The organism is Mycobacterium ostraviense (assembly GCF_002705925.1).
Lineage (GTDB): Bacteria > Actinomycetota > Actinomycetes > Mycobacteriales > Mycobacteriaceae > Mycobacterium > Mycobacterium ostraviense.
Genome location: NZ_NKRE01000001.1, coordinates 2,230,217 through 2,256,032 on the forward strand (window position 1 = coordinate 2,230,217; position 25,816 = coordinate 2,256,032).

The following is a 25,816-nucleotide window of genomic DNA, read 5'->3' on the forward strand; positions in this document are numbered from 1 at the left end:
GACCCTTGCGCCCCTTGCGCACTGACCAACCACGTGTTCGTTTCACATTGCCGACGCTGGCCGCCGAACCGCCGACGGGCCGGGCCGGCCGATCATGATACGGAGGCGACCTCCCACCCGCCCGGGACGACCATCACCGGTCGATGGGAGTGGTGCACGGTTCCCACGGCTACGCTGCCCAGCACCACGTCCCGCGCACCGGAACATCCCCGGGAGCCGACCACCACCAGAGCCGCACCGTGGTCGTCGGCGGCCGCCACCAGTGCTTCCGAGACGGCACGAGCGCGGAACCCGTGACCGCGGTTGACAGTCAACCGGAGAACGTCTGCGGCTGCCGCTCCCGAGGAATCGACCGGCGGTGCGGGCGCTGGGCCATCGCCGACTGATATCAGCAACACATCTCGCTGCGGGCACAGCCGCTTGGCCGCGGCCAACGCCGTAGCGGCACCGCTCGAGCCGTCCCAGCCGACGAGGATCGGCCCGTCGGCGAGCGCTTCGTACTCGGCCGACAGCATCGGATGCGGCACCACGACCACCGGCTTGGGGCAGTAATTCAGCACCATGTCGGATACGCTGCCCAGCACCGCTTGGGTCCCTCCGAGCCCGCGAGCCCCGACAACCACCAGGTCCGCCTGCACATCCTCGACCGCTTGCGCGATTCGCAGCCCCTCCGGACCCCAGGTCCGCTTCAGCAGCGGCTCGGCATGCCACCCGGCGGCGCGAGCCAGCGTCACGCCCATCCCGACTATTCGCTGGGCCTCGCACTCACCCTCGCGCTCGACCATTTCAGCCAGCTCGTTCGCGTCACGAGCCATGGGGCGCAGCCGCCGGCGCACCTTGTCACTGGCGAACGGCGGAACCCACAGATAGGTGATCCACCCGTGCGCCCCGGGAAACAACAATGCACCAGCAGCTATCGCGGCACTTGCCCCCGGCGAACCGTCGTATCCCACAATCGCATCCACCGGCACCGGTGCACCTCCTCGCCACGACGTTAGGCAGACGTCGGCCCCGGTGTCAGGAGGCGTTGGTCCCTAATCGTGTGGTCGCCGGTCACACGTCGGTCACGCAGCGGCCGTCGGCGCACCTCGTCCTGGCCGGCGGTGACACGAAAACCGTTGGACTCATGAGGGTTTGGCGACAATGTGCACCCGGTGGTCCTGCAGCAGCGGCTGCAGCACGTTCAGCTGGGTGGCGTCGGCCACCTGGAAGTCGACTGTGACGCCGGCGCGTTCCGCATTGCGCCTGGCTCGCTCGATGGCCGAGGGCGATCCGTCAATCCCGGTCACCGAAAACCCTTGTGAAGCATAGTGAATCGCGTGGAATCCGGGACCCGTGCCCGGGTCGAGCACCTCGCCGCGGATGCCGCCAAAGGCGACCAGTTGCTCGACGACCGGCTGCGGGCCGCCGATGTCCCACGGGAGCAATCCGTCGGTCAGTTCCGCGTCGCCGTACAACGGCTCGAAACCGGCAACGTTGGCCTCGGTTGTCATGGGATTCTCGCTTCCTTGTCGACGGGGGAACGCACGTCCACTTTGTATACGGTTGCGTTCACTAAAATCCCTCCATAGCCAACCTGTGTAATGAACGCAATCGTCTACAACAAGGTGACCTGGGGATGCCGCTGCCGATCGCGGGTCAGCGCGCTGACCGTGTGCCGGTTGGCCCGCCAAATATCGTGGCGGGCAAGGCAATCGGAGACCGGCTAATGCGCCGAGACAACCGCCAACGGCACCGGGGCCGGTGGCGACTGACCGTCGGGGCGCGTCCACAGCCCCCTGCGCTCGAGCAGCGGCAGCACGCCTTCACCGAACCAGTAGGCCTCTTCGAGGTGCGGATATCCCGACAGCACGAAGTGGGTGATGCCCAACTGCGCATACTCGGCCAGCCGGTCGGCGACCTCGTCATGGGACCCGACCAGCGCGGTGCCCGCCCCGCCGCGCACCAGGCCGACCCCGGCCCACAGGTTGGGCGCGATCACCAGTCGGTCGTTGTTGCCGCCGCGCAGCTCGACCATGCGGCGCTGTCCCTCCGACTCGCTGCGCGCCAGGTTGGCCTGCATCCGGGCGACGTCCGCCGGGTCGATACCTTCGAGCAGCCGATCGGCCTCCGCCCACGCCTGCGCGGAGGTGTCCCGGCTGATCACGTGAATCCGTAAGCCGTACTGCAGGGTTCGGCCGTGCTCGGCCGCCAGCCCGCCAATCCAGTCCAGCTTCTGCCCGACCGCCGCCAACGGCTCGCCCCAGGTGAGGTACACGTCGGAATACTTCGCCGCGACCGGCCCGGCGGGGCCCGACGATCCGCCGAAGAACACCCCGGGAACCGGGTCGGGCCGGTTGTTCAGCGCCGCGCCTTCGACACGGATGTGGTCGCCGGTGAAGGTCACCGGCTCACTTGAACTCCACAGTTGCCGCACCACCTGCAGGAACTCGCCGGTGCGGGCATACCGCGACTGTTTGTCCAAGAAGTCCCCGTAGGCGCGCTGCTCGTGCGGTTCACCGCCGGTGACGACGTTGAGCAGCAGCCGGCCACCGGACTGGCGTTGGAAGGTGCTGGCCATCTGGGCGGCCAGGGTGGGACTGGTCAGGCCGGGACGCAGGGCGACCAGAAACTTCAGCGTCTCGGTGCGCTCGACCAGCATCGCCGTCGTCAGCCAGGCGTCCTCGCACCACAACCCGGTGGGGGTAAGCACCGCCTCGAAACCGTTGGTTTCGGCGGCCGCACAGATCTGGTGCAGGTATTTCAGCGTCGCGGGCCGGTCGCCACGCATCGCGGTACCGTGCCCACCCGCAACCAGATTGCGTGAATCGCCGTACGTCGGCAGAAACCAATGAAAAGCCAGGCTCATCCGGGTCCTCTTTCTGCTACCAAGGTCAACGGCCGATCGTGCCCAACGACGCCGGGCCGCGCGGGTCGCTGACATTGAGCCGCCTTGAGCTGCCCTGGTCATCTCCGCTGCCCGACCGGGTGCTTTCCATGATTGAGGCCACACCACCGCCGCCCAAGGGCGAAAACCTCCCCAATCCGGGCGACGGGTGGTGCAAGAGTGTGCATTTGCCGCGTGACGACCCCGGGAATCCACGCAGGCCCGGTCCAGCGTCACGATTGGGCGACCGACCCGGCGTGGCTCGCCGGGAAAAACCCTGTGGGGGCGGCATTATGGCCCCGTGGCTGACCTGACCCGTCGCGCGGTGCTGCGGATGGGCGCTGGAGCCAGCGCAGGAGCCGCTGGCGTGTGGGCTCTGAGCGCCCTGCTGGATCCGCTCAAACCCCAGGCGGCGCCACCGCAGGCGCCCGCCCCGTTCGAGCCGCCGGCCGCCGGCAGCAGCTTGCCGACCAAGCTGTCCGGCTCATTCATCTCGGCAGCCCGCGGCGGTATCCAGACGAACTGGGTGATCGCCCTGCCGCCGGGCCAGACCAGGTTGTTGCGGCCGGTCATCGCCCTGCACGGCAAGGACGGCAACGCCGCCATGATGCTCGACCTCGGTGTCGAAGAGGGGTTGGCCCAACTGGTCAAGGCGGGCAAGCCGCCGTTCGCGGTGGTCGGTGTCGACGGCGGCAACACCTACTGGCACCGCAGGGCATCCGGCACCGACTCCGGCGCGATGGTGCTCGACGAGCTGCTGCCGCTACTGGCCTCGATGGGGATGGACACCACCCGGGTGGGGTTCCTGGGCTGGTCCATGGGTGGATACGGCGCGCTGCTGCTGGGTGCTCGGCTGGGCCCGGCGCGGACGGCCGGAATCTGCGCGATCAGCCCGGCCTTGTACACCTCGTTCACCGGCAGCGCACCGGGCGCGTTCGACAGCTACGACGACTGGGTGGCCCACAGTGTCATGGGTCTGCCGGCGCTGAACCAGATTCCGTTGCGGGTGGACTGCGGCATCGGGGATCGGTTCTACTTCGCCACGCGTCAGTTCGTCAGCCAACTGAAGACGGCCCCGGCGGGCAGCTTCTCCGCCGGCGGGCACGACGCGGAGTATTGGCGCGGACAACTGCCCGGCGAGCTGGCCTGGATGGCGTCCTGAAGCAAGCCAGATGACAGCTTCCCAGAAAGACTCAGCCGGCCCGCTCCGTTCAGCAGGGCGGCCCGATCGGGGGATCGGTTTCCGCCCGGACATCGAGGGCTTGCGCGCGGTCGCCGTGGTCGCCGTCGTGCTCTACCACGCCGGCATCCCGGCCGTTGTCGGCGGCTACATCGGTGTGGACGTCTTCTTCGTCATCTCCGGCTTCCTCATCACCGGCTTGCTGTGGCGCGAGGTGACCACCACCCGTACCGTCCGGCTGGGCCGCTTCTACGCCGCGCGGGCGCGTCGGCTGCTCCCCGCCGCGGCTACCGTCGGCGTGGCCACTGCGGTCGGCGCCGCCGCTCTGCTGCCGCCCCTGCAAGCGCGACGGGTCTTCGTCGACGGCATTGCCAGCGCGTTGTATGTCGGCAACTACCGGTTCGCCGGGCAAGGCACCGATTACCTGTCCGCCGACCAGCCGCCGTCGCCCTTCCAGCACTACTGGTCACTGGGCGTCGAGGAACAGTTCTACCTGGTGTGGCCGGCGCTGATCATCGGCACCGGGTGGCTGGTCCGACGTGTCGGTCGCGGCACCGGGTCGCGGGCCATGCCGTATGCCGGCGCCCTGGGTTTGGTGGCGGCGGCGTCGCTGGCAGCGGCGGCGATCTGGACTCGCACGTCGCCGTCGTGGGCGTTCTTCTCGCTGCCCACCCGCGCCTGGGAGCTGGCCGTCGGCGGGTTGGTGGCCCTCTCGATCGGTCATTGGCGGCGGCTGCCGCTGGCGCCCGCGGCCGTCGTCGGCTGGGGCGGTCTGGCTCTGATCCTGCTGACCTGCACCCAGCTGGGCCCGGGCACTCCCTATCCCGGCACCGCGGCGCTGCTGCCGGTGCTGGGCACCGCGCTGGTGATCGGCAGCGGTTGTGTCACCGGCGCGATGGGAGTCGGTCGGGTGCTGTGCCGCCCGGCCATGCGGGCGATCGGTCGGGTGTCGTACTCGTGGTACCTCTGGCACTGGCCGGTGCTGCTCCTGATGCCGCCGCTGCTCGGCGATTCCGCAGGACTGCCGGCCAGGCTGGCGGCCACCATCGTCTCGGTCGGGCTCGCGGTGATCACGCTGCATCTGGTGGAAAATCCCGGCCGGTTCGCCGCGGCGTTCCGCCGATCCGCCAAGGCGAGCCTGGCACTGGCCGGTGCGGCCAGTGGCGTCGCGGCGTGCGCATCCGCGGTACTGCTGACCGCGATACCGGTGCCGGCCGGCCACGGAGCGGCCGCCTCCGAGGCCAAGATTGCCGCGCTACCGTCGGCGGCCGCGAGCGCCAGCGCCCCGAGCCCGCAGGAGGCGGCAGTCCGGAGTCTCTTCGCCCAGGTGCGCGACGCCGTCGCAGCCGCCGCGGACCTGCGGGCGGTGCCGACGAATCTGAACCCGCCGCTGGCTGTGGCGCCCGGCGACAAGGCCCCCGTCTTCGTCAACGGCTGTTTGCGGTCCTGGCGTGACGTCGGTCAGCGCGAGTGCGCTTCGGCCGACACCGCGTCGGCGACGACCATCGCGCTGGTCGGCGACTCGCATGCCGCCATGTGGGACCCGGCTCTGCAGCAGGCCGCCGAGCAGCGGCACTGGCGGCTGGAGACGTTGGCCAAAGTGACCTGCCCGCTGCTGGACCTGCCGATCGTCAGCCCGTACCTGGGCCGCAGGTACACCGAGTGCGAGCAGTGGCGCGCCGAGATACTCGACCGGCTGCGGGCCGAGCGGCCGCGCCTGGTGGTGCTGGGCATGAGCCGCCGCTACCACGCGGACTTCAGCTTCGCGTCCTACGACCCGGCGTGGATCGATGCGCTGTTCCGGACGGTGGCCCAGCTGCGCAGCAACGGTTCGGCGGTGCTGGTGCTGGGCCCGGTCGCCGATCCGCAGTCTTCGGTGCCGACGTGCCTTTCCGCGCATCTGGACGACGCCCGCGGCTGCGCGCCCCGTCGGTCGGTGGCGGCCAACGGTGACGGCATCGCCGCCGAGCAGGCGGCCACCGCAGCCGCCGGCGGCCACTATGCGGATCTGACCGACCTTTTCTGCGGCACCGACCGGTGCCCGGTGATCGTGGGCAACACCCTGGTGTTCCGCGACGACAACCACGTGACGACCGAGTACTCGCAGCTGCTGACATCGGTTATCGGTGCGCTGGCCGATCGCGCCCTGGCCGCAGGGTGAAGTTGGTTTACGACACGGATGAATATCTTTGCGAATGAACCACATAACCGCGCAGAACGTGTTATCACTGAAAGAGTCTTGGAGGTTTCGAGATGAGTCCGTTGATCGTGATATTTATGACGGCGCTCACGCCAGTCGCCGGGCTCGGTCTTGTGCAATTGCAAGCGCGCCTTGAGCGTTGGGACTACGAAAGGCACGCAGAAGACTGAACGGCGACACTCAACACCTTGTGCGGCTGACGGTTTGGACGAAATCAGCCCGCTCATCGAAGTAACTGCGCCCGAATGAGCGGTGCGATCTTGTCCGCCAGATATTGATGCCCGGCATCAGTGGGGTGCACGCCGTCAGCGCCGATCAACTCGGGCCTGTCCACAAACCAGCCGTCGCCGATCGGATCGACGAATGCTGCTCCCGCGGCGTGCGCCGCGGCGTTCAGCACATCACGAATCTGCAGCACCGAATCGGGGACCTCGGCGGTGGGCCACGGCGGCCCGATCACCAGCAACCTCGCCGACGGCGCCACGCGGCGTGCCAGATCAAAAGTCCCGCCGGCCTTTCCGGCCAGCAGCTGCGGCTCGACGCCCTCATCGTTGCGCGAGCCGAAGAACACCACCAGCACATCGTCGGGCTTGACGGCCCTGGCGGTCAGATCCTCGAACACGCTGCCATGGTCACCGGACACCGCGTAACCGGCTCTGCCCTCGGCTGCCACATCGGCGGCAATCCGCTCACCGGTCCGAGCCAGCGCCTGCCAGGCGCGCGCCGTCCACGACGTGGAGCCCAGGCCTCCCTCGTCGGTGCCGGCGGTATAGGAGTCACCGATCACCGCGAGGTGGGTGAGCCGGAAATCCATGGTCAACGGGCGGTAGCCGGGGGTTGCCGGGGTTGCGCCGGCCATCAGAGTCAGACCAACGATGAACATGGCCACCCGACTCACTACCAACCTCCGCTGGGATACGGCGTCGTCATCGTACGGGGAATCTAGGCGAACCCGCCGTCGACGCGCTGCAACCGTCACACCGCGCGGGCCGAAACCGCTTCCCGCGCACCGTCGATCGGATGAAGCGTGGCGCTTGCCGACTCAGCGGATTCGCTTTTCCGGGGCACTGCCCTTACATCTACCATCCTGCGCATCCAGCAGCGCGCGGGCTCCTCGACGAAGTGATACAGCAAGATCGAGGCACCCACGGCGATCGCGAGCAGGCCGATGATGTTCCATTTCCACGGGTTGTCCTGCGGCGTCAGATCGAATTGAAGAACGGCCCAACCCCACCCGGTGTGCACCAGCTCATGCACCATGTACAGGCAAAATGAGATTTGCCCGCCATAAACCATCAGTCGCGTCGACAGCAGTCCCGGCAGGCTGCCCAGGCCGACCGCCAGCGTGATCACCAGCGGGACAAACAGCACGTCGACCACGCCGCCGCTGTCCACGACTCCGGTGATGGGATGCGCGTCCAGCCAGTACATGACGGCCACCATGACCGCAATCAGCAGCAGCGAAAGGTATCCGGCCACCCGGCGAGCACGATCGGACAGCCGCAACCGGCGCACCGCGGCGCAGGCCAGCGCGCCCGCGATGAACTGTGTGACGATGCGCGGCAGCCAACTCCACGGCGTGTAGAACTGGCCGCTGGCCAGCAACAGCAGCACCGGCGGCAACGACGCGGCGAACGCCAGCAACATCAGGCTGCGGGCGCGGGTAGCGCGCTCCATCCGCAAGATCACCAGGATGAGCAGACCGAACAGCAGGTAGGCCAGCCATTCGGCGCTGATCGACCAGGCCGGACCGTCCCAACTGGACCCGTCGAAGAACGGCTGAAACCACAACTGCACCAACAGGATCTGCCGCACATAGCTGATGGCGGTGAGATCTCTGACTTCCGGTAGCGGCACATGCCCCACGTGCAGGCTCAAGATCACCAGCAGTGCGGCCAGGTGCAAGGTGACCAGGTAGACCGGCCACACCCGGGCCAGCCGCAACCACAGGAAATGCACGGTGGCCCGGGTCGACCAGGACCGACCCATGCGGTCGATGTAGTTCCAGGTCAGCACAAAACCACTGAGAATGAAGAACAGGTCGACGCGCTGCGCACCGCAGTTGAGCACCGGCGCGAGCGCATCATGGAAATCCGGCGACGCATCGCCCAGCATCGGCCGGAAGTGAAACAGCACGACCCACACCGCGGCGATGATGCGAAGTCCGGTCAGCGACTTGATCTCCCCGCGGATCTCACCCCTGATGTCTGCGGTGATGTCTCCGGTGCGCACGACGCTCTTTCCGTCTGGACTCTGCTGTTTCGTCATCCGATTGCCCGACTCCCGGCCCGCAAGCTCACGACGGGCGGCCGGTGCCGGTGCCCCAGCTCGCTACCAGGCGCGCATTGTCGTCGGGCGTACGCCTGCTGCTTCGGCTGGGCGGGCGACCCACCTATTGCCCAGCCCGCCGACTGGCGATGGGCAGCCATCGCAGCCTAACAGCGAGACGGTCCCGACGGCACGCGGCGCATCCTGGGAGGTTGCCGTGGGATACCGCCGCCAGCCGCGAGCGACGTTGCTGGAGGCTCGGCAAGTACCGCGAAAATCGCTCTTAGCAAAGAGTTAGACGCGGCTTTCGGTCTCCTTATGTTTGCGGGTTACCGTTGGGGCCCAGACTGCCACGGGGAGTGAGGCCGCTCATGACTATCGCCGACGTCGCTGATCCGACGGGTCGACAGGGAAACTGGCTCTACGACTGCGCCGGCGCGCAGATTCGGGCGCACTGTCGTCACCTGGCCACGGTGCTGACCATCCGGGGAGACATCGACGCCGTCAACGTCGATGACGTCGGCACGTACCTTCGGCGGTTCATCCTCGGGGATCACCCCGTGGTCGTCGACCTGAGCGGCGTCAGCTACTTCTCTGCGGCCGGCATCTCACTGTTGCAGATGCTCGACGAGAACTGCCATGCCGCCGGTGTGCAATGGTCACTGGTCGCGAGCCCGGCCGTCCGCCAGCTGGTCGGCGACGACCGCGACGACGCACCGTTTCCGCTCACCGGCTCCGTCCACGAGGCGCTTCGCGACCTGGCCGACGTCATCGTCAGCCGACGTCAGCTGGTCCTGCCACTGATCAAGAAGACGGCTTAGTCGCCGGCAGGGGTGTCGACGGGGCCCTTGATCGGAGCTGGCCGGGCGCTGCGCCGCAACCTGACCGTCCCCACCACCGCGAGAATTCCGGCGACCGTCGCCAGCAACAACGTCAGCACCAACAGCTGCGGGTGATAGACCACCGACACGGTGACCGGTTCCCCGTCTGCAACCGGGCCGACGGCCACCGTCGAGCGGGTGTGCAGCCAGCTTGCCGCGGTGGCCACCACCGCGGCGACCGCCCCGGCCAGCTCGGCCAACGCCCGTTGCCGGGCGGTCATCGCGCCGGCCCGGTGTCGTCGTCGTCGACGTCCGCCTGGACAGGCTCGACGCGCTCGGTGACCAGTGGGGTCAGCGCGGCCCGCAGGTGACGATGCCGACGCGCCCAAGCCTGGGCGGTGCGCCCCCCGGTGAGCTTCAGACCGATGCCCACCCGGCCCCGCGGCACCCCGACCAGTTCGCCGAGCGCCCGCGCCGACTGCCACTTGGCCAACGGCTTGCCCGATGCCTCCGAATTCTCCGGCTCGGGAAACACCTTCACGATCTCGGACACCAGGATGGTCTCGGTGCCCTGCCGCAACGCGTCTTCGGTGAGCTCCACGGAGGTGTGGATGCGCGCCGCCTTCACTTGCACCGCCACGAACGCCGACACCATCACCAGGAAAATCGCCGGCGTCACCAGCCCAACCCCGCCGCCGCCGGACATTTCGATCAACATCATCGACACCGCCGCGACCGGGCCGGCCAACAGCCAATACCAGCTGGCACCGGGTTCGTAGAACAACGGCTTGGATTTGGTGTCCCCGCTGATGTCATGGAAGCCTCCGTCACGAAAGCCAACCCGCCGCGTGGGCGGCCCAGTAGGTGAGCACGATATCGGCCCCGGCGCGCCGGATGCTGGTCAACGATTCCAGCGCGGCGGCCCGTTCGTCGATCCAGTTGTGAGCCGCGGCCGCGCAAATCATCGCGTACTCCCCCGAGACCTGGTAGGCGGCCACCGGCACCGGCGAAGTGGCGGCCGCCGCAGACACGATGTCCAGGTACCCCATCGCCGGTTTGACCATCACGATGTCGGCGCCCTCCTGCAAATCCAGGTCGATTTCGCGCAGCGCCTCCCGCGCGTTGCCCGGCTCCTGCTGGTAGCTGCGCCGGTCGCCGGACAGGCTGCAGCCCACCGCATCGCGGAAGGGGCCGTAGAACGCCGAGGCGAACTTCGCGGCGTAGGCCAGGATCACCACGTCGGTATAGCCGGCAGCGTCCAGGCCGTCGCGGATAGCGCCCACCTGGCCGTCCATCATCCCACTCGGGCCCACCACGTGGGCACCCGAGTCTGCTTGTGCCACAGCCAATTCCACGTAGCGAGCCACGGTGGCGTCGTTATCGACCCGGCCGCGCTCGTCGAGGACACCGCAGTGCCCGTGGTCGGTGAACTCGTCCAGGCAGGTGTCGGCCATCAACACCGTCGCGTTGCCGAGATCCTTGGCCAGGTCCCGAAGCGCGACATTGAGGATGCCGTCCGGGTCGGTGCCGGCCGAACCGATAGCGTCCTTTGCCTGGTCCCGGGGGACGCCGAACAGCATCAGCCCGCCCACTCCGGCGGCGACCGCGTCGGCGGCGGCGCCGCGCAGCGAATCACGGGTGTGTTGCACCACGCCCGGCATTGAAGGGATGGGTCGCGATTCCGATATACCGTCGGCGACGAACATCGGTAGCACCAAATGCCTTGGCTCCAAGGAGGTTTGCGCCACCAAACGACGCATCGCTGGGGTTGAGCGGAGCCGGCGTGGCCGCTGCCGCGGGGAGCTCATGCGCGGCGACCCACTGCGCCCGGCTCCGCCGCGCTTGCGATCACCGCGGAGACCACTAGCGCCTGCGGCTCTTCTTGCGCGGCGGCGGCAGCGCGCCCTCGGCGCGCAATCGGGCGGCATGTTCGGCCAGGGCGTCGACCAGCGGACCCACCGCGGCGGTCTCCGGCTGAACATCCACCCGAAGCCCGAATTCGGCGGCGGTCTCGGCCGTCTTGGGGCCGATGCAGGCGATGATGGTGCGCGCGTGCGGCTTACCGGCAATGCCGACCAGGTTGCGCACGGTGGAACTCGAGGTGAAGCACACCGCGTCGAAACCGCCCGTCTTGATCATTTCGCGGGTGGCCGCCGGCGGCGGCGCGGCCCGCACGGTCCGGTAGGCGGTGACGTCCTCGATTTCCCAGCCACGTTCGCGCAGTCCCTCGGCCAGCGTTTCGGTGGCGATGTCGGCGCGCGGCAGCAGGACCCGGTTGACCGGGTCGAAAATGCTGTCATACGGCGGGAATTCGTCGAGCAGACCCATCGACGACTGCTCGCCGGACGGCACCAGCTCGGGACTGATCCCGAAGGCACGAACCCGGTCGGCGGTCGACTCGCCGACACAAGCGATCTTGACCCCGGAGAACGCCCGCGCATCCAGACCGAATTCGCCGAATTTCTCCCAGACGGCCCGCACCGCGTTGGTCGAGGTGAACACCACCCATTGGAACCGGCCATCAACCAGGCCCTTGACGGCGCGTTCCATCTGCGCGGGGCTGCGCGGCGGTTCGACGGCAATGGTCGGCACCTCGACCGGCAGCGCCCCGTAGGACGTCAACCGCTCGCTCATCTCGCCGGCCTGGTCCTTGGTGCGGGGCACCAGCACCGTCCAGCCGTACAGCGCCCGGCTCTCCCACCAGTTCAGCTTGCCCCGGTTGCTCACGGTCTTGCCGATGGTCACCACCAGCGGCCCGGCGAACGGGCCAGCGGGGTCGGCGCCGCCCAGGATGGCCGGATCGGTCAGTCCCTGCAGCGTGGTTTCGACGGAGCGCTGCTGGCAGGTGGTGCCGTGCGCGGTGACCACGCACGGTGTCGTGTCGGCCAGCTCGTGGTCGAGCAGGGTGCGTGCGGCGTCGGCCAGATGCGACGCGGTCGCCTGCAGGATCAGCGGTCCGGGGGCGGCGGCCAGCGCGTCCCAGTCGGTGTCATCGAGTTCGCCGCGCACGTCGGCCACCGTGTGCGAGGAGCCCAGCGGCAGCCCGGCATAGGTCGGGACCGCGCTGGTGGCGGCCAGCCCGGGCACGACCTCGAAGTGCAGGTGGGTGCGTGCCACGGCGTTCACCTCGGTGATCACCGCGTCCACCGACAACGGGTCGCCGGCCACCAGCCGCACCACGTCGGCACCCGAACGGGCCTCGGCGGTCAGCGTCTTGGCCACATCGGCGGGTTCGCCCAGCGCCGGGCGGATGTCGGGGCCGCTCGAGACTACCGCCGGGGCGCTCGGGGCGGACTCTCCCGCAGCCACGCCGACGTTCTCCCCCGCATGGGCGGCAGCCGGCGCCGGCCCGGATACCGGTGGCAGGTCCTTGCCGATCAGCGCCAGCACCGGTTCGGGTACATCGGGGTCGGTGAACACCAGAGCGGCGTTCGCCAACACCGCGGCAGCCCGTGTGGTCAGCAGACCCGGGTCGCCGGGACCAGAACCCACGAAAGTGATGCGGCCCGGAGTCGGCTTACGCCCTCGCGTCATCATTGTCGCTCCCACGTCACTCAAATTTTTCCTTGCGCGGGTCTTGCCGCGCTCCCCACATCAGTTCTCGAGCACCCAGTTCGAACAGCTCTGCGGCGACCGAGAGCCCCAGCTCCCGTGCCCGACCGGAGGTGCCGACGCCGGACGCGCGGATCACGTCGGATCCGTCCAGCGCCGCCACGCAGCCGCGCAGCGACAGCTCTTCGAAGACCCGCCCCTCCTCATCGATGGACTCGACCACCTCGGCGATCGCGCCCACCGGTGCCGAGCAACCGGCCTCCAGTTCGGCCAGCAGGGCTCGTTCCGCGGTGACCGCCGCTCGCGTGTCGGCATCGTCCAGCTCCGCCAGCACTGCCGCCAACCGGTGGTCAGCTGCGCGGCATTCGACGGCGAGCGCGCCTTGCGCCGGCGCTGGCAACATCTGCACGGGCTCCAACGTCTCGGTGACATCATCGAGGCGGCCCAGCCGGGCCAGACCTGCCCGGGCCACCACGATGGCGTCAAGATCACCACTGCTTACCCTGTTCAACCTGGTATCTAGGTTGCCTCTTAGGGGGCGGATTTCCAAACCGAGACCCAATGCTCTAAGCTGTGCGGCCCGCCGCGGGGAGGAGGTGCCGACCAGCGATCCGGCCGGCAACTCCCCAAGCACCAGCCCGTCGCGGGCCACCACCGCATCGCGGGGATCGTTGCGCGGCGGTATCGCCGCGATCGTGAACCTCGGATCTTCGGCGGTGGGCAAATCCTTGTGCGAGTGCACGGCCGCGTCGACGCGACCGTCTTCGATGGCCTCACGCAACGCGGTCGTGAAGACGCCCACCCCGAGCGTCTCGATCGGCGCTGACGACCGGTCGCCGGCGGTGCTGATGGTCACCAACTCGGCCGGGTGGCCGTTGGCGATGAGCGCGTCTCTGACCGTCGCGGCCTGGGTGGTGGCCAGCAAACTGCCCCGGGTACCTATCCGGATCACGTGTGACAATCAGCTACTCGCCAAACGGGTTCCGGTCGTGCGGCAGATCACCGGGATGCATGCCCGCGTCGAATCCGCTGGACACCGCCGGCAGTTCGCCTGCGGTGGCGACGGCAGCTACGGAGTTTATGGCAGTCTGATCGAGTTCGAAAAGCTCGCGCAGTGCCTCGGCGTAGCTGTCGCCGCCGGGAGCGCTGGCCAGTTGCTTGATCCGCACCGTGGGCGCGTGCAGCAATTTGTCCACCACCCGCCGCACCGTGCGGGCCACCTCTTCCCGCTCGGCGCGCTCCAGCCCGGGGAGCCGGTTCTCCAGGCGCAGCAACTCGGCCTCGACCACCTCGGCGGCGCGCTGGCGCAACGCGGTGACCGTCGGCGTCACCTCCGCCATCCGCTGCCCAACCAGGTAGGCGGCAACTTCGGCGGCGACGATGTGGCGGGCGGCGTCGACGTCGGCCGCCGTGGCGTGGGCCGACGGCTCGTGTTGGACGCGGTCCACGTCGACGACCCAGACGCCCGGCAGGCCGGCTACCGCCGGATCGACGTCGCGGGGCATCCCCAGATCGCAGATGACCAGCGGCTGCGTCTCTTCGTCTCGGCGGGCTTGAGCCAGCGCGTGGTGCACGTCGGCCAGCGAAACCACCGGACTCACCGCTCCGGTGCAGCTGACCACCACGTCGGCATCGGACAGCGCCTCGGCCAGGCGATCGAGTCTCATCACCTCGGCCGGTACGCCCGCTCCGCGGACCTTGCCCGCCAGCCGCTGCGCCCGCGGCAACGAGCGGTTGAGCACACGGATCCGCCCGATACCGGCCCGAGTCAGGTGTGCGGACGACAGCGCACCCATCGCCCCGGCGCCGACCACCACGGCGGTCTTGGCCTCCAGCCCGCCCAGGTGCCGTTCGGCGATGCCCAGGGCGACTGACACCACGGAAGCACCGGCAGCGTCGATTCCGGTTTCGGAGTGCACCCGTTTGCCCACCGACAGCGCCCGCTGGGCCAGTTCGTGCAACACCCGGCCGACGCTGCGGTTCGCCTCGGCGGCGGCATACGAGCGGCGCACCTGGCCCAGCACCTGCTGCTCGCCGATCACGGCCGAATCCAGACCGCTGGCCACCGCGAACAGGTGCTCGACGGCGGCCTCGCTGTAGCGGACGTAGGCGTGTCTGGTCAGGTCACCCATCGACATGCCGGAGTGTTCGGAAAGCACCTGGCCGATCACCGACAGGCCGCCGTGAAACGCCTCCACCACCGCATACACCTCGACGCGGTTACACGTCGACAGCACCATGGCCTCGGTGACCAGCGGTGATTCCAAAACCTTGTCGACGATCTTGACTTGCTCGGATTCGTCGATGCTGAGTTGTTCCAAAACGGAAACCGGCGCGCTGCGGTGCGAAACCCCGAAGAGCAGGATGCTCACGGCAGCATCACCTGGCCCGCTCCCTTGCGCGTTGAGAAGTGAACTGCTTTCTACGGTAGACGCTTGTCAGGTGGGCCACCAAATAATTGAGCGACCTGCCAGCGCCTTCTCAGCCGGCCAGGTCAGCGCGCAGCCGGGCTTCGTCGACTTCCCAGTAACTATGTTCGCGGCCATCGAGCAAGATCACCGGCAGCCGGTCGCCGAACTCGGCCCGCAGGCCGGCATTACCGGCCGCGGCAGCGGCGTCGACGTCGGTGCTGACCAACTCGAATCCCAGCTCCCGGGACAGCTCGGCCAGCTGCGCGTGTACCCGCAGGCAGATCGCGCAGCCGTCGCGGGTCAGCAGCTCCACCTGCCGGCGCCCGGACCGCGGTGCTGACGGCGTCATGGGCACCAGTGTGGCATTCCCGGTGCCGCGGGATGCGGGCTCGTCGGGTTCTCGAGGCACGGCGGAGCGCGCCTTCCGGGCGCGGGGTCGGTCAGGGCGCGGGTTCGGGGTCGGTGTCCCGGGCTTGCCAGTGGCGTCGGCCGGCGGGGTCCGAATCGTCGGCGTGGTCGAACGACCCGGATGCCGTCTCGTGGGGCGACGACATCGCTGATGGGGCTCCACCGGGACCGACGCCATCGCGCCGGTCCCCGGTGGCCGATGTGCCGTTGGGCGACAGCAGCAGGGCACGAACCAGCCGGCGAGGTCCGTAGGCCCGCAGCATCCGGCTCGCCGGGCGCGGCCGCACCCGCTGCGGCCACCAGAACCAGCGCCCCAGCAACGCGGCAATGGACGGCGTCATGAACGAGCGCACGATCAACGTGTCGAAGAGCAGGCCCAGGCCGATGGTGGTGCCGATCTGGCCGATAATCCGCAGATCGCTGAACACGAACAGGGACATGGTCACGGCGAACACCATGCCCGCGGCCGTCACCACTCCGCCGGTGCCGGCCATCGCGCGGATGATCCCGGTATTGAGTCCGGCTCCGATCTCTTCCTTGAGCCGCGAGATCAGCAACAGGTTGTAGTCCGATCCCACGGCCAGCAGCAGGATCACCGACATCGCCAACACCAGCCAGTACAACTCGATGCCGAGGATGTCCTCCCACACCAGCACTGACAAGCCGAAAGAGGACCCCATAGACACCAGCACGGTCCCCACGATGACGGCCGCGGCGACCACACTTCGGGTAATGAGCATCATGATGATCACGATCAGGCTGATCGCGGCCACGCCGGCGATCAGCAGATCGTAGGTGGCGGCCTCTTGGATGTCGTGGAACGTCGCCGCGGTGCCACCCAGATAGATCGCGGCACCCTGTAGGGGAGTGCCTTTGATGGCCTCCCGCGCCTCATCCTTGATCTGCTCGACCCGGGCGATACCGGCCGATGTCGCGGGATCCCCTTCGAGGGCAATGATGAAGCGCGCCGCCTTGCCGTCCGGCGACAGGAACATCTTCAGGCCGCGCTGGAAATCGGGATTCTTGAAGGCCGACTGCGGCAGATAGAAGGAGTCATCGATCTGGGCGGCGTCAAAGACCCGGCCCATTGCGCCGGGGTCCTTGCTGCCCGTATCGGACTGGTCGTAGAACGACTGCAACGTCCCGTGCCAGACGACCAGCATGTCCCGCATGATCGTCATCGTGTTGATCATCGGTGGAATCTGGGCGCGCATTTGCGGCAGGAGTTTCACCAGAATATCCATGTCCGTGACCAGATATTCGAGTTTCTCGCTCATCTGGTCGACGTTGTCGATCATGTCGAATATTGATCTGATCGACCAGCAGACGGGAATGTCGTAGCAGTGTTTGTCCCAGTAAAAGTAGCTGCGTATCGGCCGGAAGAAGTCCTCGAAATCCGCGATGTGATCCCGCAATGTGTTGGTGATATTCGACAGGTCATGAGTGAGGTGATCCATGTCGACGGTATTGTCGATGACTTCACCCATGAGTTCGTACATGGTGTGCATGGTGGCGATGGATACATCCATCGCCTTTACCTGTATCAGCATGTCGTCCATACGGGCCTTCATGAACTGCATGTTTTCGGTGTTCGAGACACCCTGCATGCTGATGATGAACGGTATCGACGTGTGCTTGATGGTTGTTCCCAACGGCCGGGTAATCGATTTGACTTGTTCGATACCGCGACTGTGGTAAATATTCTTGGCTATCTTGTCCAACACCAGCATGTCCACCGGATTACGCATATCGTGGTCGGTCTCGACCATCAGCACCTCGGGGTTCAACCGGGCCCGCGAAAAATGCCGGCCCGCCGCCGCATCCCCGACGTTGGACGGCATGCTGGCCGGCATGAATTTGCGCAGATCGTATGTCGTCTTGTAACTGGGCAACGCCAGCAGGCCGATAAACGCGATCACGCAGGTCGCGGCTAGAACCGGCCCCGGCCAACGGACGATTGCGGTGCCCACGCGCCGCCACCGGCGGGTGTTCAATCTCCTCTTGGGGTCGAAAAGCTTGAAGAAACTGCCGATGGCCAGCACCGCGGGCCCAAGCGTGAGGGCTGCGAAGACCGCGACAAGCATGCCTATCGCGCACGGCGGACCGAGTGTATTGAAATACGGAAGCCGGGCGAAGCTAAGGCAATACATGGCGCCGGCAATGGTCAATCCGGAGCCCAAGATCACGTGGGCAGTCCCATGGAACATCGTGTAAAAGGCGGTCTCGCGATCCTCGCCGGCGTTGCGCGCTTCGTGGTAACGCCCGAGCATGAATATCGCATAGTCCGTGGTCGCCGCAATGGCCAACAGCACCAGCAGATTGGTCGCGAAGGTGGAAAGACTGAACACGTTGCGATCGGCGAGAAAGGCAATGGTTCCCCGGATCGCCCCCAGATCAATCCCGACCATGATCAAGACCAGAAACGCGGTCACCACGGAGCGGTAAATGAAAAGCAGCATCACCGCGATAACCAGGCTGGTGATCGCGGTGACCTTGGCGATGCTTTTGTCCCCGGCCTCGGCCTGGTCAGCGTTGAGTGCCGACGGACCGGTGACGTAGGCCTTGACCCCCCGCGGCGGCGATGTGGTGTCCACGATATGCCGCACGGCATGCACCGACGCGTACGCTTCGGTTTCGTTGTCGCCGACGAGATACACCACGACATATGCGGCTTTGTCGTCCGCGCTCTGTGATCCGCCGGCGGTCAACGGATCACCCCAGAAGTCCTGAATGTGCGCGACGTGCCTGGTGTCAGCTGAAAGCCTTTTCATCAGCTCGCCATAAAATTGGTGCGCCTCGTCGCCCAGTGGCTTATCGCTTTCCAGCACGATGGTCACGGCATTATCGGAGTCGAACTCCTTGAACACCTGGCCCACGTGCCGGATCGCCTCGATCGACGGCGCGTCGCTGGGGCTCATCGACACCGAGCGGGCCTTACCCACCGCCTCCAGCTGCGGAACGGCGAGATTGACGATCGCGGTGAGCCCCAGCCACACCAACAAAATCAGCACCGAAAAACGGTGGATCAGCCGCGGCAGAAGCGGACGCTTTGGCGCAGCGGCGGCATCCGGTTCGCTCATGCCGATGTCACCTGACAAAAGGTCAAGGCTTTGGGTCTGGTGACCGACCTTTCGTCCTTGACGGTGCCGTTCACGATGATCCGGCAGCCGATGGTCTCGGCGGCGCTCTGCGCCATCAGATTCACACTGACCGCGGGCAACGTCGTGTTGACCGTCTGCGACCACGGCAGCGGCACGTCCGGTAGCTGCACCACGCGGGCGTCGGGGTCCAGGTAGGCGATCCTTGCGGTCGAGGCGGGGCCGAAAACTTCGTAGATCACTTGCTTCGGGTTAAACAGCGGAACATCGATATCAGCCTTGGCCGTCACGGCAGGATGCTCATGGGCACCAAAGACGCGGTGGAGACGATAGATACCCAGCGCTGCGACAATCGCCACCGCCGAAACGGCCAGCAGCAGCCACATTCGTTTCACAACGCTGGTAACCGGACTCATCCTCACCCTCGTGCTCCGCCACCGGGTCACAACATTGCGTGTTGGATCGGGTGCGCCGCCCCCCTGGCTCGCCCCCGATCAAGGGGCGTGGTCGAGAGCGCCCAGTGCGCGAATCTGAACCTCCCGAAATCTCCAACGTGCGCGCCTAATCCGATGTCTCGTTTGCGTTCGCAGCGTAGACGCTACCCGCCGCCCTGCTGAATGCATTTCGGATTTCCGATAAACCTCGTTACCGGCGCCCCGCGCGGCGGCCGGATCCGACGGGTCACAGCAGCTTCTCCAGGGTGATGGGCAAATCGGTGACGCGTCTGCCGGTGGCGTTGAATACCGCATTGGCGATCGCAGCGGGTACCCCGACGATCACCAACTCGCCGAGTCCCTTGACGCCTATCGGGTCGGCAATAGGGTCCTCGGCCGGCAAAAAGGTCGCGTCCAGCTCGGGAACGTCGGCGTTGACCGGAACCAGGTAATCCGACATGTTCGCGTTGACTATCCGGCCGTCGCGGTAATCCAGCTCCGTCCGCTCCAGCAGCGCCATCCCGATCCCGCCGACCATGCCCCCAATCGCCTGACTGTGGGCGAGTTTGGGATTGATCACCCGGCCGGCGTCGTAGCACGCATACATGCGGCGGATCCGCACGGTCGGCAGCAAACGGTCGACGACGACCTCGGCGAATACGGCTCCGTAGCTGTAGGTGGAGTATCGGCGGTCGGCGTCGTCGGGCGTCCAGGTCTGTTGTGAATCCAAACCGGCCCAGCCGCGGCGGCGCAACAAGTCCTGATACGACTCTCCGGGCTCGGATCCGGGCCCGGAGGCCATGGCGAACATGCGGCCGTCGACAACCGCCACGGCCTCCGGACGCAGGCCGCTCAGCGGGGATCGCGGATCGGTGACCGCCGTGCGAATGAACTTGTCGCGCAGCATGTTCGCGGCGGTGTACACCGCAGAACCCACGCTGGCCATGGTTCGGGAGGCCGAGTGCGGCGGTGCCGGCGGAAAACTGCTATCACCCAACGCGAATCGCACCCGGCTCAGCGGCATTCCGAGGGCATCTGCGGCGACCTGCGTCATCGACGTATAGGTCCCGGGCCCCATGTCGCTGGTTCCGCATTGCACTTCGGCGGTGCCGTCGGCGAAAACCTTTGCGATTGCCGAGCATTGGCTGCGATACGTGTAATAGGCGGCGGCGGCCACCCCGATCCCGACGAAGAGATCGCCCTCGCGGGTGGCGGCGGGTGCCGGATTGCGCCGGTTCCATCCGAACCTGGTCGCGCCTCGGGTCAGGCACTCGGTGAGCCGCCGGGTGGAAAACGGCATCCCGGTGGTCTGGTCGACATCGGGTTCGTTGCGCATCCGCAATTCGATCGGGTCCATGCGCAGGCGGTGCGCCAGATCGTCCATGGCGCACTCGAGCGCAACCGCTCCGGTGACCGCGCCGGGGCCCCTCATGAACCACGGCAGGCCGACATCCAACGGCACCACGCGATACGTCGAACGCATGTCGGGGACGCGGTAGAGCAGCCGCGGACTGCGGACGAGTCCGTCCTCGTAGTCGCCGTACCTGGCCGTCTCGGTATGCCCTTCGTGGATCATCGCCCTGAGGCGCCCGGATTCGTCTGCCCCGATCGCCATACGCTGCCGACTGGTGGGCCGGTATCCGATTGCGCTGTACATCTGCCGGCGAGTCAATACCAGCATGACGGGTCGTCGCATCCGCCGAGCCGCGAGAGCGGTTAGCACTTGATGCGGCCAGGTCCGGCTGGCACTACCGAACGAACCGCCCACGAACGGCGAGATCAGCCGGACATGATCGGTGGGTAGACCGAAGGCGTCGGCGTAGAACTTCTGGGCTGCGCTGATGTCTTGCACCTTGTCCCATACCGTGAGCCGATCGCGCTCCCAGGTGGCAATCGTCGCAGGCATCTCCATGGGATTGTGATGGTTGCGCGCGATGCTGAACCGCAGGTCCGTCATCACCGAGGTACGGCGAATCGCCTGGTCGGCGAACCCGCGGGAATAGTCGCGGATGAACCGGCCGGGTCGCCTGTCCGCTTGTGCCGCATCAATATCGGTCAGCGGCGGCCGACTCGAATACCGGACGTCGACCAGTTCGGACCCGTGGACCGCCGACTCGAGCGTGGTCGCGACCACCACGGCGACCGGCTGTCCGAAGAAGGACACCAGCCGGGTGTCGAAGGGCAGTTTCACCCCGGTGAAGTCGGTCAGCACGGCAAGCACGTCGGGCTGCCGCAACGCGCGACCGGTGTCCACGCGCTTGATCTCGCCGCACGCCACCGTGCTGCAGACCAGTGCGGCGTAGAGCAATCCCGGAATCTGGTTGTCGGCGGCGTAACGGGCCTTACCGGTCACCTTCACCGGGCCGTCCACCCGGCTGACCGGCTGGCCGGAGACGACCTGCGCGGCGGTGAATGCGTGGGTCATGGCATTGCCGCCACGGTGGCCAATTGCTTTTCGACAGTGCGCTGGAGAAGTTCGACTTTGAAACCGTTCTCCCGCAACGGTTGGGCACCGGCAACCGAAAGTTCGGCGGCGCGGTGGAACAGGCCCGCGTCGATCGGGCGGCCCTGCAGCTCCCTTTCGACGGCCGGTAACCGCCACGGCACGGTGGCGACCCCGCCAACGGCGACCCGCGCGCTGCGGATCGTGCCGGCGACGATGTCGAGTGCCACGGCCGCCGAGGCCAGCGCGAATTGGTATGACTGGCGATCGCGCACCTTGAGATATCCGGACCGGCGGGCCTCCGGCCCGAGAGGTACCTCGATCCCGACGATCAGCTCGCCCGGATCGAGGTTGTGCTCGCGGTGCGGAGAGTCACCTGGCTGGCGGAAGAGCTCCGCCAACGCAAATCGCCGCTGCCCGGCGGCCCCCCGACTCACGACGACGGCGTCCAACGCAACCAGGGCGACCGCGAGGTCCGAAGGGTGGGTAGCGCTGCAGTGCCGGCTGGTACCGAGGATTGCCTGGGAGCGGTTACATCCGTCGATCGCCGAGCAGCCGGTGCCCGGGGCACGTCGGTTGCATGCGGCCGACACGTCGCGGAAATACAGGCACCGCGGGCGTTGCAGCAGATTGCCGCCGATCGATGCCATGTTGCGCAGCTGAGCGGAGGCGCTGAGCTCGAGGGCCTGACTGATCACCGGGACTTGTTGCCGGACGACGGGATGAGCGGCAAGGTCGGACATCCGCACCAGCGATCCGACGCGGATCATTCCCGGCCGCACGTCGATCCAGCGGTACGGAAGCGCGTTGATGTCGACCAGCGAATCGGGGCGTTCGACGGTTTCCCTCATCAAGTCGACCAGCGTGGTGCCCCCGGCGATATAGCGGGCGCCGGCGGCCGCTGCCCGCAACGCCGCCTGCTCGTCGGTCGCTTTGAGGTAGCGGAACGGGAACACGTGCTACCGGTCTCGTGCCACAGCTGCGACCGCGTTCACGATGTTGGTGTAGGCACCGCAACGACAGATGTTGCCGCTCATCCACTCTCGTATCTCCGCGGGCGAACCCGCGTGCCCTTCGGCGATACAACCGAGGCCGGACATGATTTGCCCGGCGGTGCAATAGCCGCATTGGAATGCGTCCTCGTCGATGAACGCTTGCTGCAGCGGATGGAGTCGGCCGCCCGAACCGGCCAAGCCCTCGATGGTGGTGATCTGTGCACCCTCGTGCATGACCGCCAGAGTCAGGCAGGAGTTGATCCGCCGACCGTCGACCAGCACCGTGCAGGCACCGCATGCGCCGTGGTCGCAGGCCTTCTTGGTGCCGGGCAGTCCCGCTCGCTCGCGCAGCATGTCCAGCAGCGACGTGCGGGTGTCGACGGCGATTTCTCGAGGTTCGCCGTTGATCACGGCCCGCACCACAGCGGTGTGGATTTCGTCCTGGACAGTTCGCTCAGATCCGGCAACGGCAGTGACGGCGACGACCCCGCCCACGGCGACGGAGGCACCCACGAACGTCCGGCGATTGACTCGGGACCCAGGTCGGTCGTCCACGGATCCACTGTAGAAGTGCAGCTCGCAACATCGTTGATAAACTCGGATCCCGGCCCGTATTCGTCTCGCGCCAGCCTGGAAAACCTCCCCAACACATTTGCCGGATAGGGTTTATGTTGGCCGAAGTGTCGCCCACCGGCCGGGTACCGCGATTGTGAGAGGTTTCTGATGGGTTCCACTGATCTGGATGATCTGGGCACCTCGAATCGCGTCACTGGCGCCGACCTGGAGTCGGTGGCCGCAAACGCCAGCGCCGAACGCGCCCTCGACGGCCTGCGCGCCACCGCCGCTGCCGCCGCCGAGGATCGTCCGCAGCCGCCGATCGACCTGACCGCAGCGGCGTTCTTCGATGTGGATAACACACTGGTCCAGGGCTCGTCCGCGGTGCACTTCGGCCGGGGGCTGGCCGCCCGCCATTACTTCACCTACCGCGATGTACTGGGCTTCGTCTATGCGCAGGCCAAGTTCCAGCTGCTCGGCGTGGAGAACAGCGACGACGTCGCAGCCGGGCGGCGCAAGGCGCTGGCCTTCATCGAGGGCCGTTCGGTGGCCGAACTGGTGAACCTGGGCGAGGAGATTTATGACGAGTTCATCGCCGACAAGATTTGGCCGGGCACCCGCGAGCTCACCCAGATGCATCTCGACGCCGGTCAGCAGGTTTGGCTGATCACCGCGACGCCCTACGAGCTCGCGGCGACGATCGCCCGCCGGCTCGGCCTGACCGGCGCGCTGGGCACGGTCGCGGAGTCCGTCGACGGGATATTCACCGGCCGGCTGGTCGGCGACATCCTGCATGGCACCGGCAAGGCTCACGCGGTGCGGTCGCTGGCCATCCGGGAAGGTCTCAACCTCAAACGCTGCACCGCCTATTCCGACAGCTACAACGACGTGCCGATGCTGTCGCTGGTGGGCACCGCCGTCGCCATCAACCCGGATTCGCGGCTGCGCAGCCTGGCCCGCGAACGGGGATGGGAAATTCGGGATTTCCGGACTGCGCGCAAGGCCGCCCGGATCGGGGTGCCGTCGGCCTTGGCGCTGGGCGCGGCCGGCGGCGCGTTGGCGGCTCTGGCGTCCCGACGCCAATCACGCTGATAAGCTGCGCCGCTGAGCACACATTCGAGCAGAGAGCACAGCGGCATGACAGTCCCCCAGGAAGCCGAAGGACTCATCGGCAAGAACTACCGCGCCCCGGACTATTTCGAAGTCGGGCGGGAGAAGATCCGCGAGTTCGCGGCCGCGGTCAACGACGAGCATCCGGCGCACTACGACGAGGCGGCCGCGGCCGACGCGGGCTATCCCGCATTGGTGGCCCCGCCCACCTTCCTGGCGGTCGCCGGGCGGCGCGTGCAGATGGAGATCTTCACCAAATTCAGCATTCCGATCAACATCGCCCGGGTCTTCCATCGCGACCAGAAGTTCCGGTTCCACCGGCCGATCCTGGCAGGCGACAAACTGTTCTTTCATACTTTCCTAGACTCTGTGATTGAGTCACACGGCACAGTGCTCGCCGAGATTCGAAGTGAAGTCACAGATGCCGACGGCAAGCCGGTCGCCACCGGCGTCGTCACCATGTTGGGGGAAGCAGCGCACCACGAGGCTGAGGCCGATGCCACCGTGGCGGCAATTGCATCCATTTGAAACAAGTAAAAGCAAGAAGGTAGGGTCCGTTCAATGACGTCTCAGGGTGAAACGGGTGGCACGCAGCTCAAGCCACCGGTCGAAGCAGTCCGTTCCCACTACGACAAATCCAACGAATTCTTCAAGCTTTGGCTTGACCCGTCGATGACGTACAGCTGCGCGTACTTCGAAGAGCGCCCCAACATGACGCTGGAAGAGGCACAGTACGCCAAACGCAAACTTGCCCTGGACAAGCTGAACCTCGAGCCCGGCATGACGCTGCTCGACATCGGCTGCGGCTGGGGCGCCACCATGCGCCACGCCGTGCAGGAGTACGACGTCAACGTGATCGGCCTGACGCTCAGTGAGAACCAGTACGCCCACGACGTGGCGAAGTTCGAAGAGATCGACAGCCCCCGCCGCAAAGAGGTGCGGATCCAGGGCTGGGAGGAATTCGACGAGCCGGTCGACCGGATCGTGTCACTCGGCGCATTCGAGCACTTCGCCGACGGCGCCGGCGACGCCGGGTTCGAACGCTATGACACCTTCTTCAAGAAGTACTACAACTTGACGCCCGACGACGGCCGGATGTTGCTGCACACGATCATCATCCCCGATGCCGACGAAGCCAAGGAGCTCGGCTTGACGTCGCCGATGAGCCTGCTGCGCTTCATCAAGTTCATCTTGACCGAGATCTTCCCGGGCGGTCGGTTGCCGCGGATCTCGCAGGTCGATCACTACTCGTCCAACGCCGGCTGGAAGGTCGAGCGCTACCACCGCATCGGCGCCAACTACGTTCCGACGCTGAACGCCTGGGCGGATGCGCTCGAGGCGCACAAGGATGCGGCGATCGCCCTGAAGGGGCAGGAGACCTACGACATCTACCTGCACTACCTGCGGGGCTGCTCGGACCTGTTCCGCGACCACTACACCGATGTTTGCCAGTTCACATTGGTGAAATAGCGCCC

At 66.9% G+C, this 25,816-nt stretch carries 21 protein-coding genes and 2 pseudogenes; 6 read left to right on the forward strand and 17 right to left on the reverse strand.

Annotation, left to right across the window (positions count from 1 at the left end; all coding sequences use genetic code 11):
• Window positions 1–92: 92 nt before the first annotated feature.
• The 3 genes and pseudogenes from CDN38_RS10170 to CDN38_RS10180 form a co-directional block, all read right to left on the reverse strand.
• Window positions 93–971: a universal stress protein gene (locus tag CDN38_RS10170; protein WP_075513242.1), complete on the reverse strand. Its 879-nt coding sequence runs from the start codon at window positions 969–971 to the stop codon at window positions 93–95.
• 210 nt (window positions 972–1,181) lie between these two features.
• A pseudogene (locus CDN38_RS10175) lies at window positions 1,182–1,493 on the reverse strand (class I SAM-dependent methyltransferase); the annotation flags it as partial.
• 212 nt (window positions 1,494–1,705) lie between these two features.
• Window positions 1,706–2,848, reverse strand: coding sequence for an LLM class flavin-dependent oxidoreductase (locus CDN38_RS10180; RefSeq protein WP_075513243.1), 1,143 nt, complete (start codon window positions 2,846–2,848; stop codon window positions 1,706–1,708).
• 352 nt (window positions 2,849–3,200) lie between these two features.
• On the opposite strand from CDN38_RS10180, the gene CDN38_RS10185 reads away from it, so the two are divergent.
• Window positions 3,201–4,028, forward strand: coding sequence for an alpha/beta hydrolase (locus tag CDN38_RS10185; protein WP_075513311.1), 828 nt, complete (start codon window positions 3,201–3,203; stop codon window positions 4,026–4,028).
• 10 nt (window positions 4,029–4,038) lie between these two features.
• A complete protein-coding gene (locus CDN38_RS10190) occupies window positions 4,039–6,207 on the forward strand; it encodes an acyltransferase family protein (RefSeq protein ID WP_099318935.1) in 2,169 nt (722 codons plus the stop codon).
• Between the two features lie 262 nt (window positions 6,208–6,469).
• Here the strand turns inward: CDN38_RS10190 and CDN38_RS10195 are convergent, their stop codons facing one another.
• Both CDN38_RS10195 and CDN38_RS10200 read right to left on the reverse strand, forming a co-directional pair.
• Entirely contained in the window at window positions 6,470–7,129 is a 660-nt protein-coding gene (locus tag CDN38_RS10195) for an Rv0518 family GDSL lipase (protein WP_099318936.1), read from the reverse strand.
• Between the two features lie 92 nt (window positions 7,130–7,221).
• Window positions 7,222–8,439: an acyltransferase family protein gene (locus tag CDN38_RS10200; protein WP_438502291.1), complete on the reverse strand. Its 1,218-nt coding sequence runs from the start codon at window positions 8,437–8,439 to the stop codon at window positions 7,222–7,224.
• Between the two features lie 446 nt (window positions 8,440–8,885).
• On the opposite strand from CDN38_RS10200, the gene CDN38_RS10205 reads away from it, so the two are divergent.
• The gene (locus CDN38_RS10205; protein ID WP_075513246.1) at window positions 8,886–9,335 is read left to right on the forward strand and encodes an STAS domain-containing protein; all 450 of its coding nucleotides are present in this window, start codon (window positions 8,886–8,888) and stop codon (window positions 9,333–9,335) included.
• Here the strand turns inward: CDN38_RS10205 and CDN38_RS10210 are convergent.
• From CDN38_RS10210 to CDN38_RS10265, 12 genes and pseudogenes are all read right to left on the reverse strand, one after another.
• Complete coding sequence (locus CDN38_RS10210; protein WP_075513247.1) at window positions 9,332–9,616, reverse strand: hypothetical protein; 285 nt, start codon at window positions 9,614–9,616, stop codon at window positions 9,332–9,334. The two genes, CDN38_RS10205 and CDN38_RS10210, sit on opposite strands and share 4 nt — an antisense overlap.
• Window positions 9,613–10,146 carry a transport-regulating membrane protein Mce1N gene (mce1N, locus tag CDN38_RS10215; protein ID WP_099318938.1) on the reverse strand — a complete coding sequence of 178 codons (534 nt, stop codon included), beginning with the start codon at window positions 10,144–10,146 and terminating at the stop codon, window positions 9,613–9,615. The genes CDN38_RS10210 and mce1N overlap by 4 nt, the downstream gene beginning before the upstream one ends.
• Before the next feature lie 16 nt (window positions 10,147–10,162).
• The gene (gene hemB / locus CDN38_RS10220; RefSeq protein ID WP_082277393.1) at window positions 10,163–11,143 is read right to left on the reverse strand and encodes a porphobilinogen synthase; all 981 of its coding nucleotides are present in this window, start codon (window positions 11,141–11,143) and stop codon (window positions 10,163–10,165) included.
• Window positions 11,144–11,198: 55 nt separating this feature from the next.
• Window positions 11,199–12,869: a bifunctional uroporphyrinogen-III C-methyltransferase/uroporphyrinogen-III synthase gene (locus CDN38_RS10225; RefSeq protein ID WP_099184991.1), complete on the reverse strand. Its 1,671-nt coding sequence runs from the start codon at window positions 12,867–12,869 to the stop codon at window positions 11,199–11,201.
• A 16-nt stretch (window positions 12,870–12,885) separates the two neighbouring features.
• Window positions 12,886–13,839: a hydroxymethylbilane synthase gene (gene hemC / locus CDN38_RS10230; RefSeq protein WP_023370472.1), complete on the reverse strand. Its 954-nt coding sequence runs from the start codon at window positions 13,837–13,839 to the stop codon at window positions 12,886–12,888.
• Between the two features lie 13 nt (window positions 13,840–13,852).
• On the reverse strand, window positions 13,853–15,259 hold the full coding sequence (locus CDN38_RS10235) for a glutamyl-tRNA reductase (RefSeq protein ID WP_023370471.1): 1,407 nt from the start codon (window positions 15,257–15,259) through the stop codon (window positions 13,853–13,855).
• Window positions 15,260–15,309: 50 nt separating this feature from the next.
• A pseudogene (locus CDN38_RS10240) lies at window positions 15,310–15,647 on the reverse strand (glutaredoxin family protein).
• A gap of 91 nt (window positions 15,648–15,738) precedes the next feature.
• Complete coding sequence (locus tag CDN38_RS10245; protein WP_023370467.1) at window positions 15,739–18,786, reverse strand: MMPL/RND family transporter; 3,048 nt, start codon at window positions 18,784–18,786, stop codon at window positions 15,739–15,741.
• Window positions 18,783–19,226, reverse strand: a complete 444-nt coding sequence (locus tag CDN38_RS10250) for an MmpS family transport accessory protein (RefSeq protein WP_023370465.1) — start codon at window positions 19,224–19,226, stop codon at window positions 18,783–18,785. Before CDN38_RS10250 ends, CDN38_RS10245 begins: the two co-directional genes overlap by 4 nt.
• Before the next feature lie 259 nt (window positions 19,227–19,485).
• The gene (locus CDN38_RS10255; RefSeq protein ID WP_099318939.1) at window positions 19,486–21,663 is read right to left on the reverse strand and encodes a xanthine dehydrogenase family protein molybdopterin-binding subunit; all 2,178 of its coding nucleotides are present in this window, start codon (window positions 21,661–21,663) and stop codon (window positions 19,486–19,488) included.
• Window positions 21,660–22,637 (reverse strand): FAD binding domain-containing protein, encoded by a 978-nt coding sequence (locus CDN38_RS10260; RefSeq protein WP_075513257.1) that lies wholly within the window; start codon window positions 22,635–22,637, stop codon window positions 21,660–21,662. The genes CDN38_RS10255 and CDN38_RS10260 overlap by 4 nt, the downstream gene beginning before the upstream one ends.
• A gap of 3 nt (window positions 22,638–22,640) precedes the next feature.
• Entirely contained in the window at window positions 22,641–23,231 is a 591-nt protein-coding gene (locus CDN38_RS10265; RefSeq protein WP_180276315.1) for a (2Fe-2S)-binding protein, read from the reverse strand.
• Between the two features lie 168 nt (window positions 23,232–23,399).
• Between CDN38_RS10265 and CDN38_RS10275 the strand changes: the two genes are divergently transcribed.
• The 3 genes from CDN38_RS10275 to cmaA2 are packed head-to-tail and all read left to right on the forward strand — an operon-like array spanning window position 23,400 to window position 25,811.
• A complete protein-coding gene (locus CDN38_RS10275) occupies window positions 23,400–24,323 on the forward strand; it encodes an HAD family hydrolase (protein WP_075513258.1) in 924 nt (307 codons plus the stop codon).
• Window positions 24,324–24,368: 45 nt separating this feature from the next.
• Complete coding sequence (locus tag CDN38_RS10280) at window positions 24,369–24,869, forward strand: FAS1-like dehydratase domain-containing protein (RefSeq protein WP_075513259.1); 501 nt, start codon at window positions 24,369–24,371, stop codon at window positions 24,867–24,869.
• Window positions 24,870–24,902: 33 nt separating this feature from the next.
• Window positions 24,903–25,811: a cyclopropane mycolic acid synthase CmaA2 gene (gene cmaA2 / locus CDN38_RS10285; protein WP_075513260.1), complete on the forward strand. Its 909-nt coding sequence runs from the start codon at window positions 24,903–24,905 to the stop codon at window positions 25,809–25,811.
• Window positions 25,812–25,816: the final 5 nt, after the last annotated feature.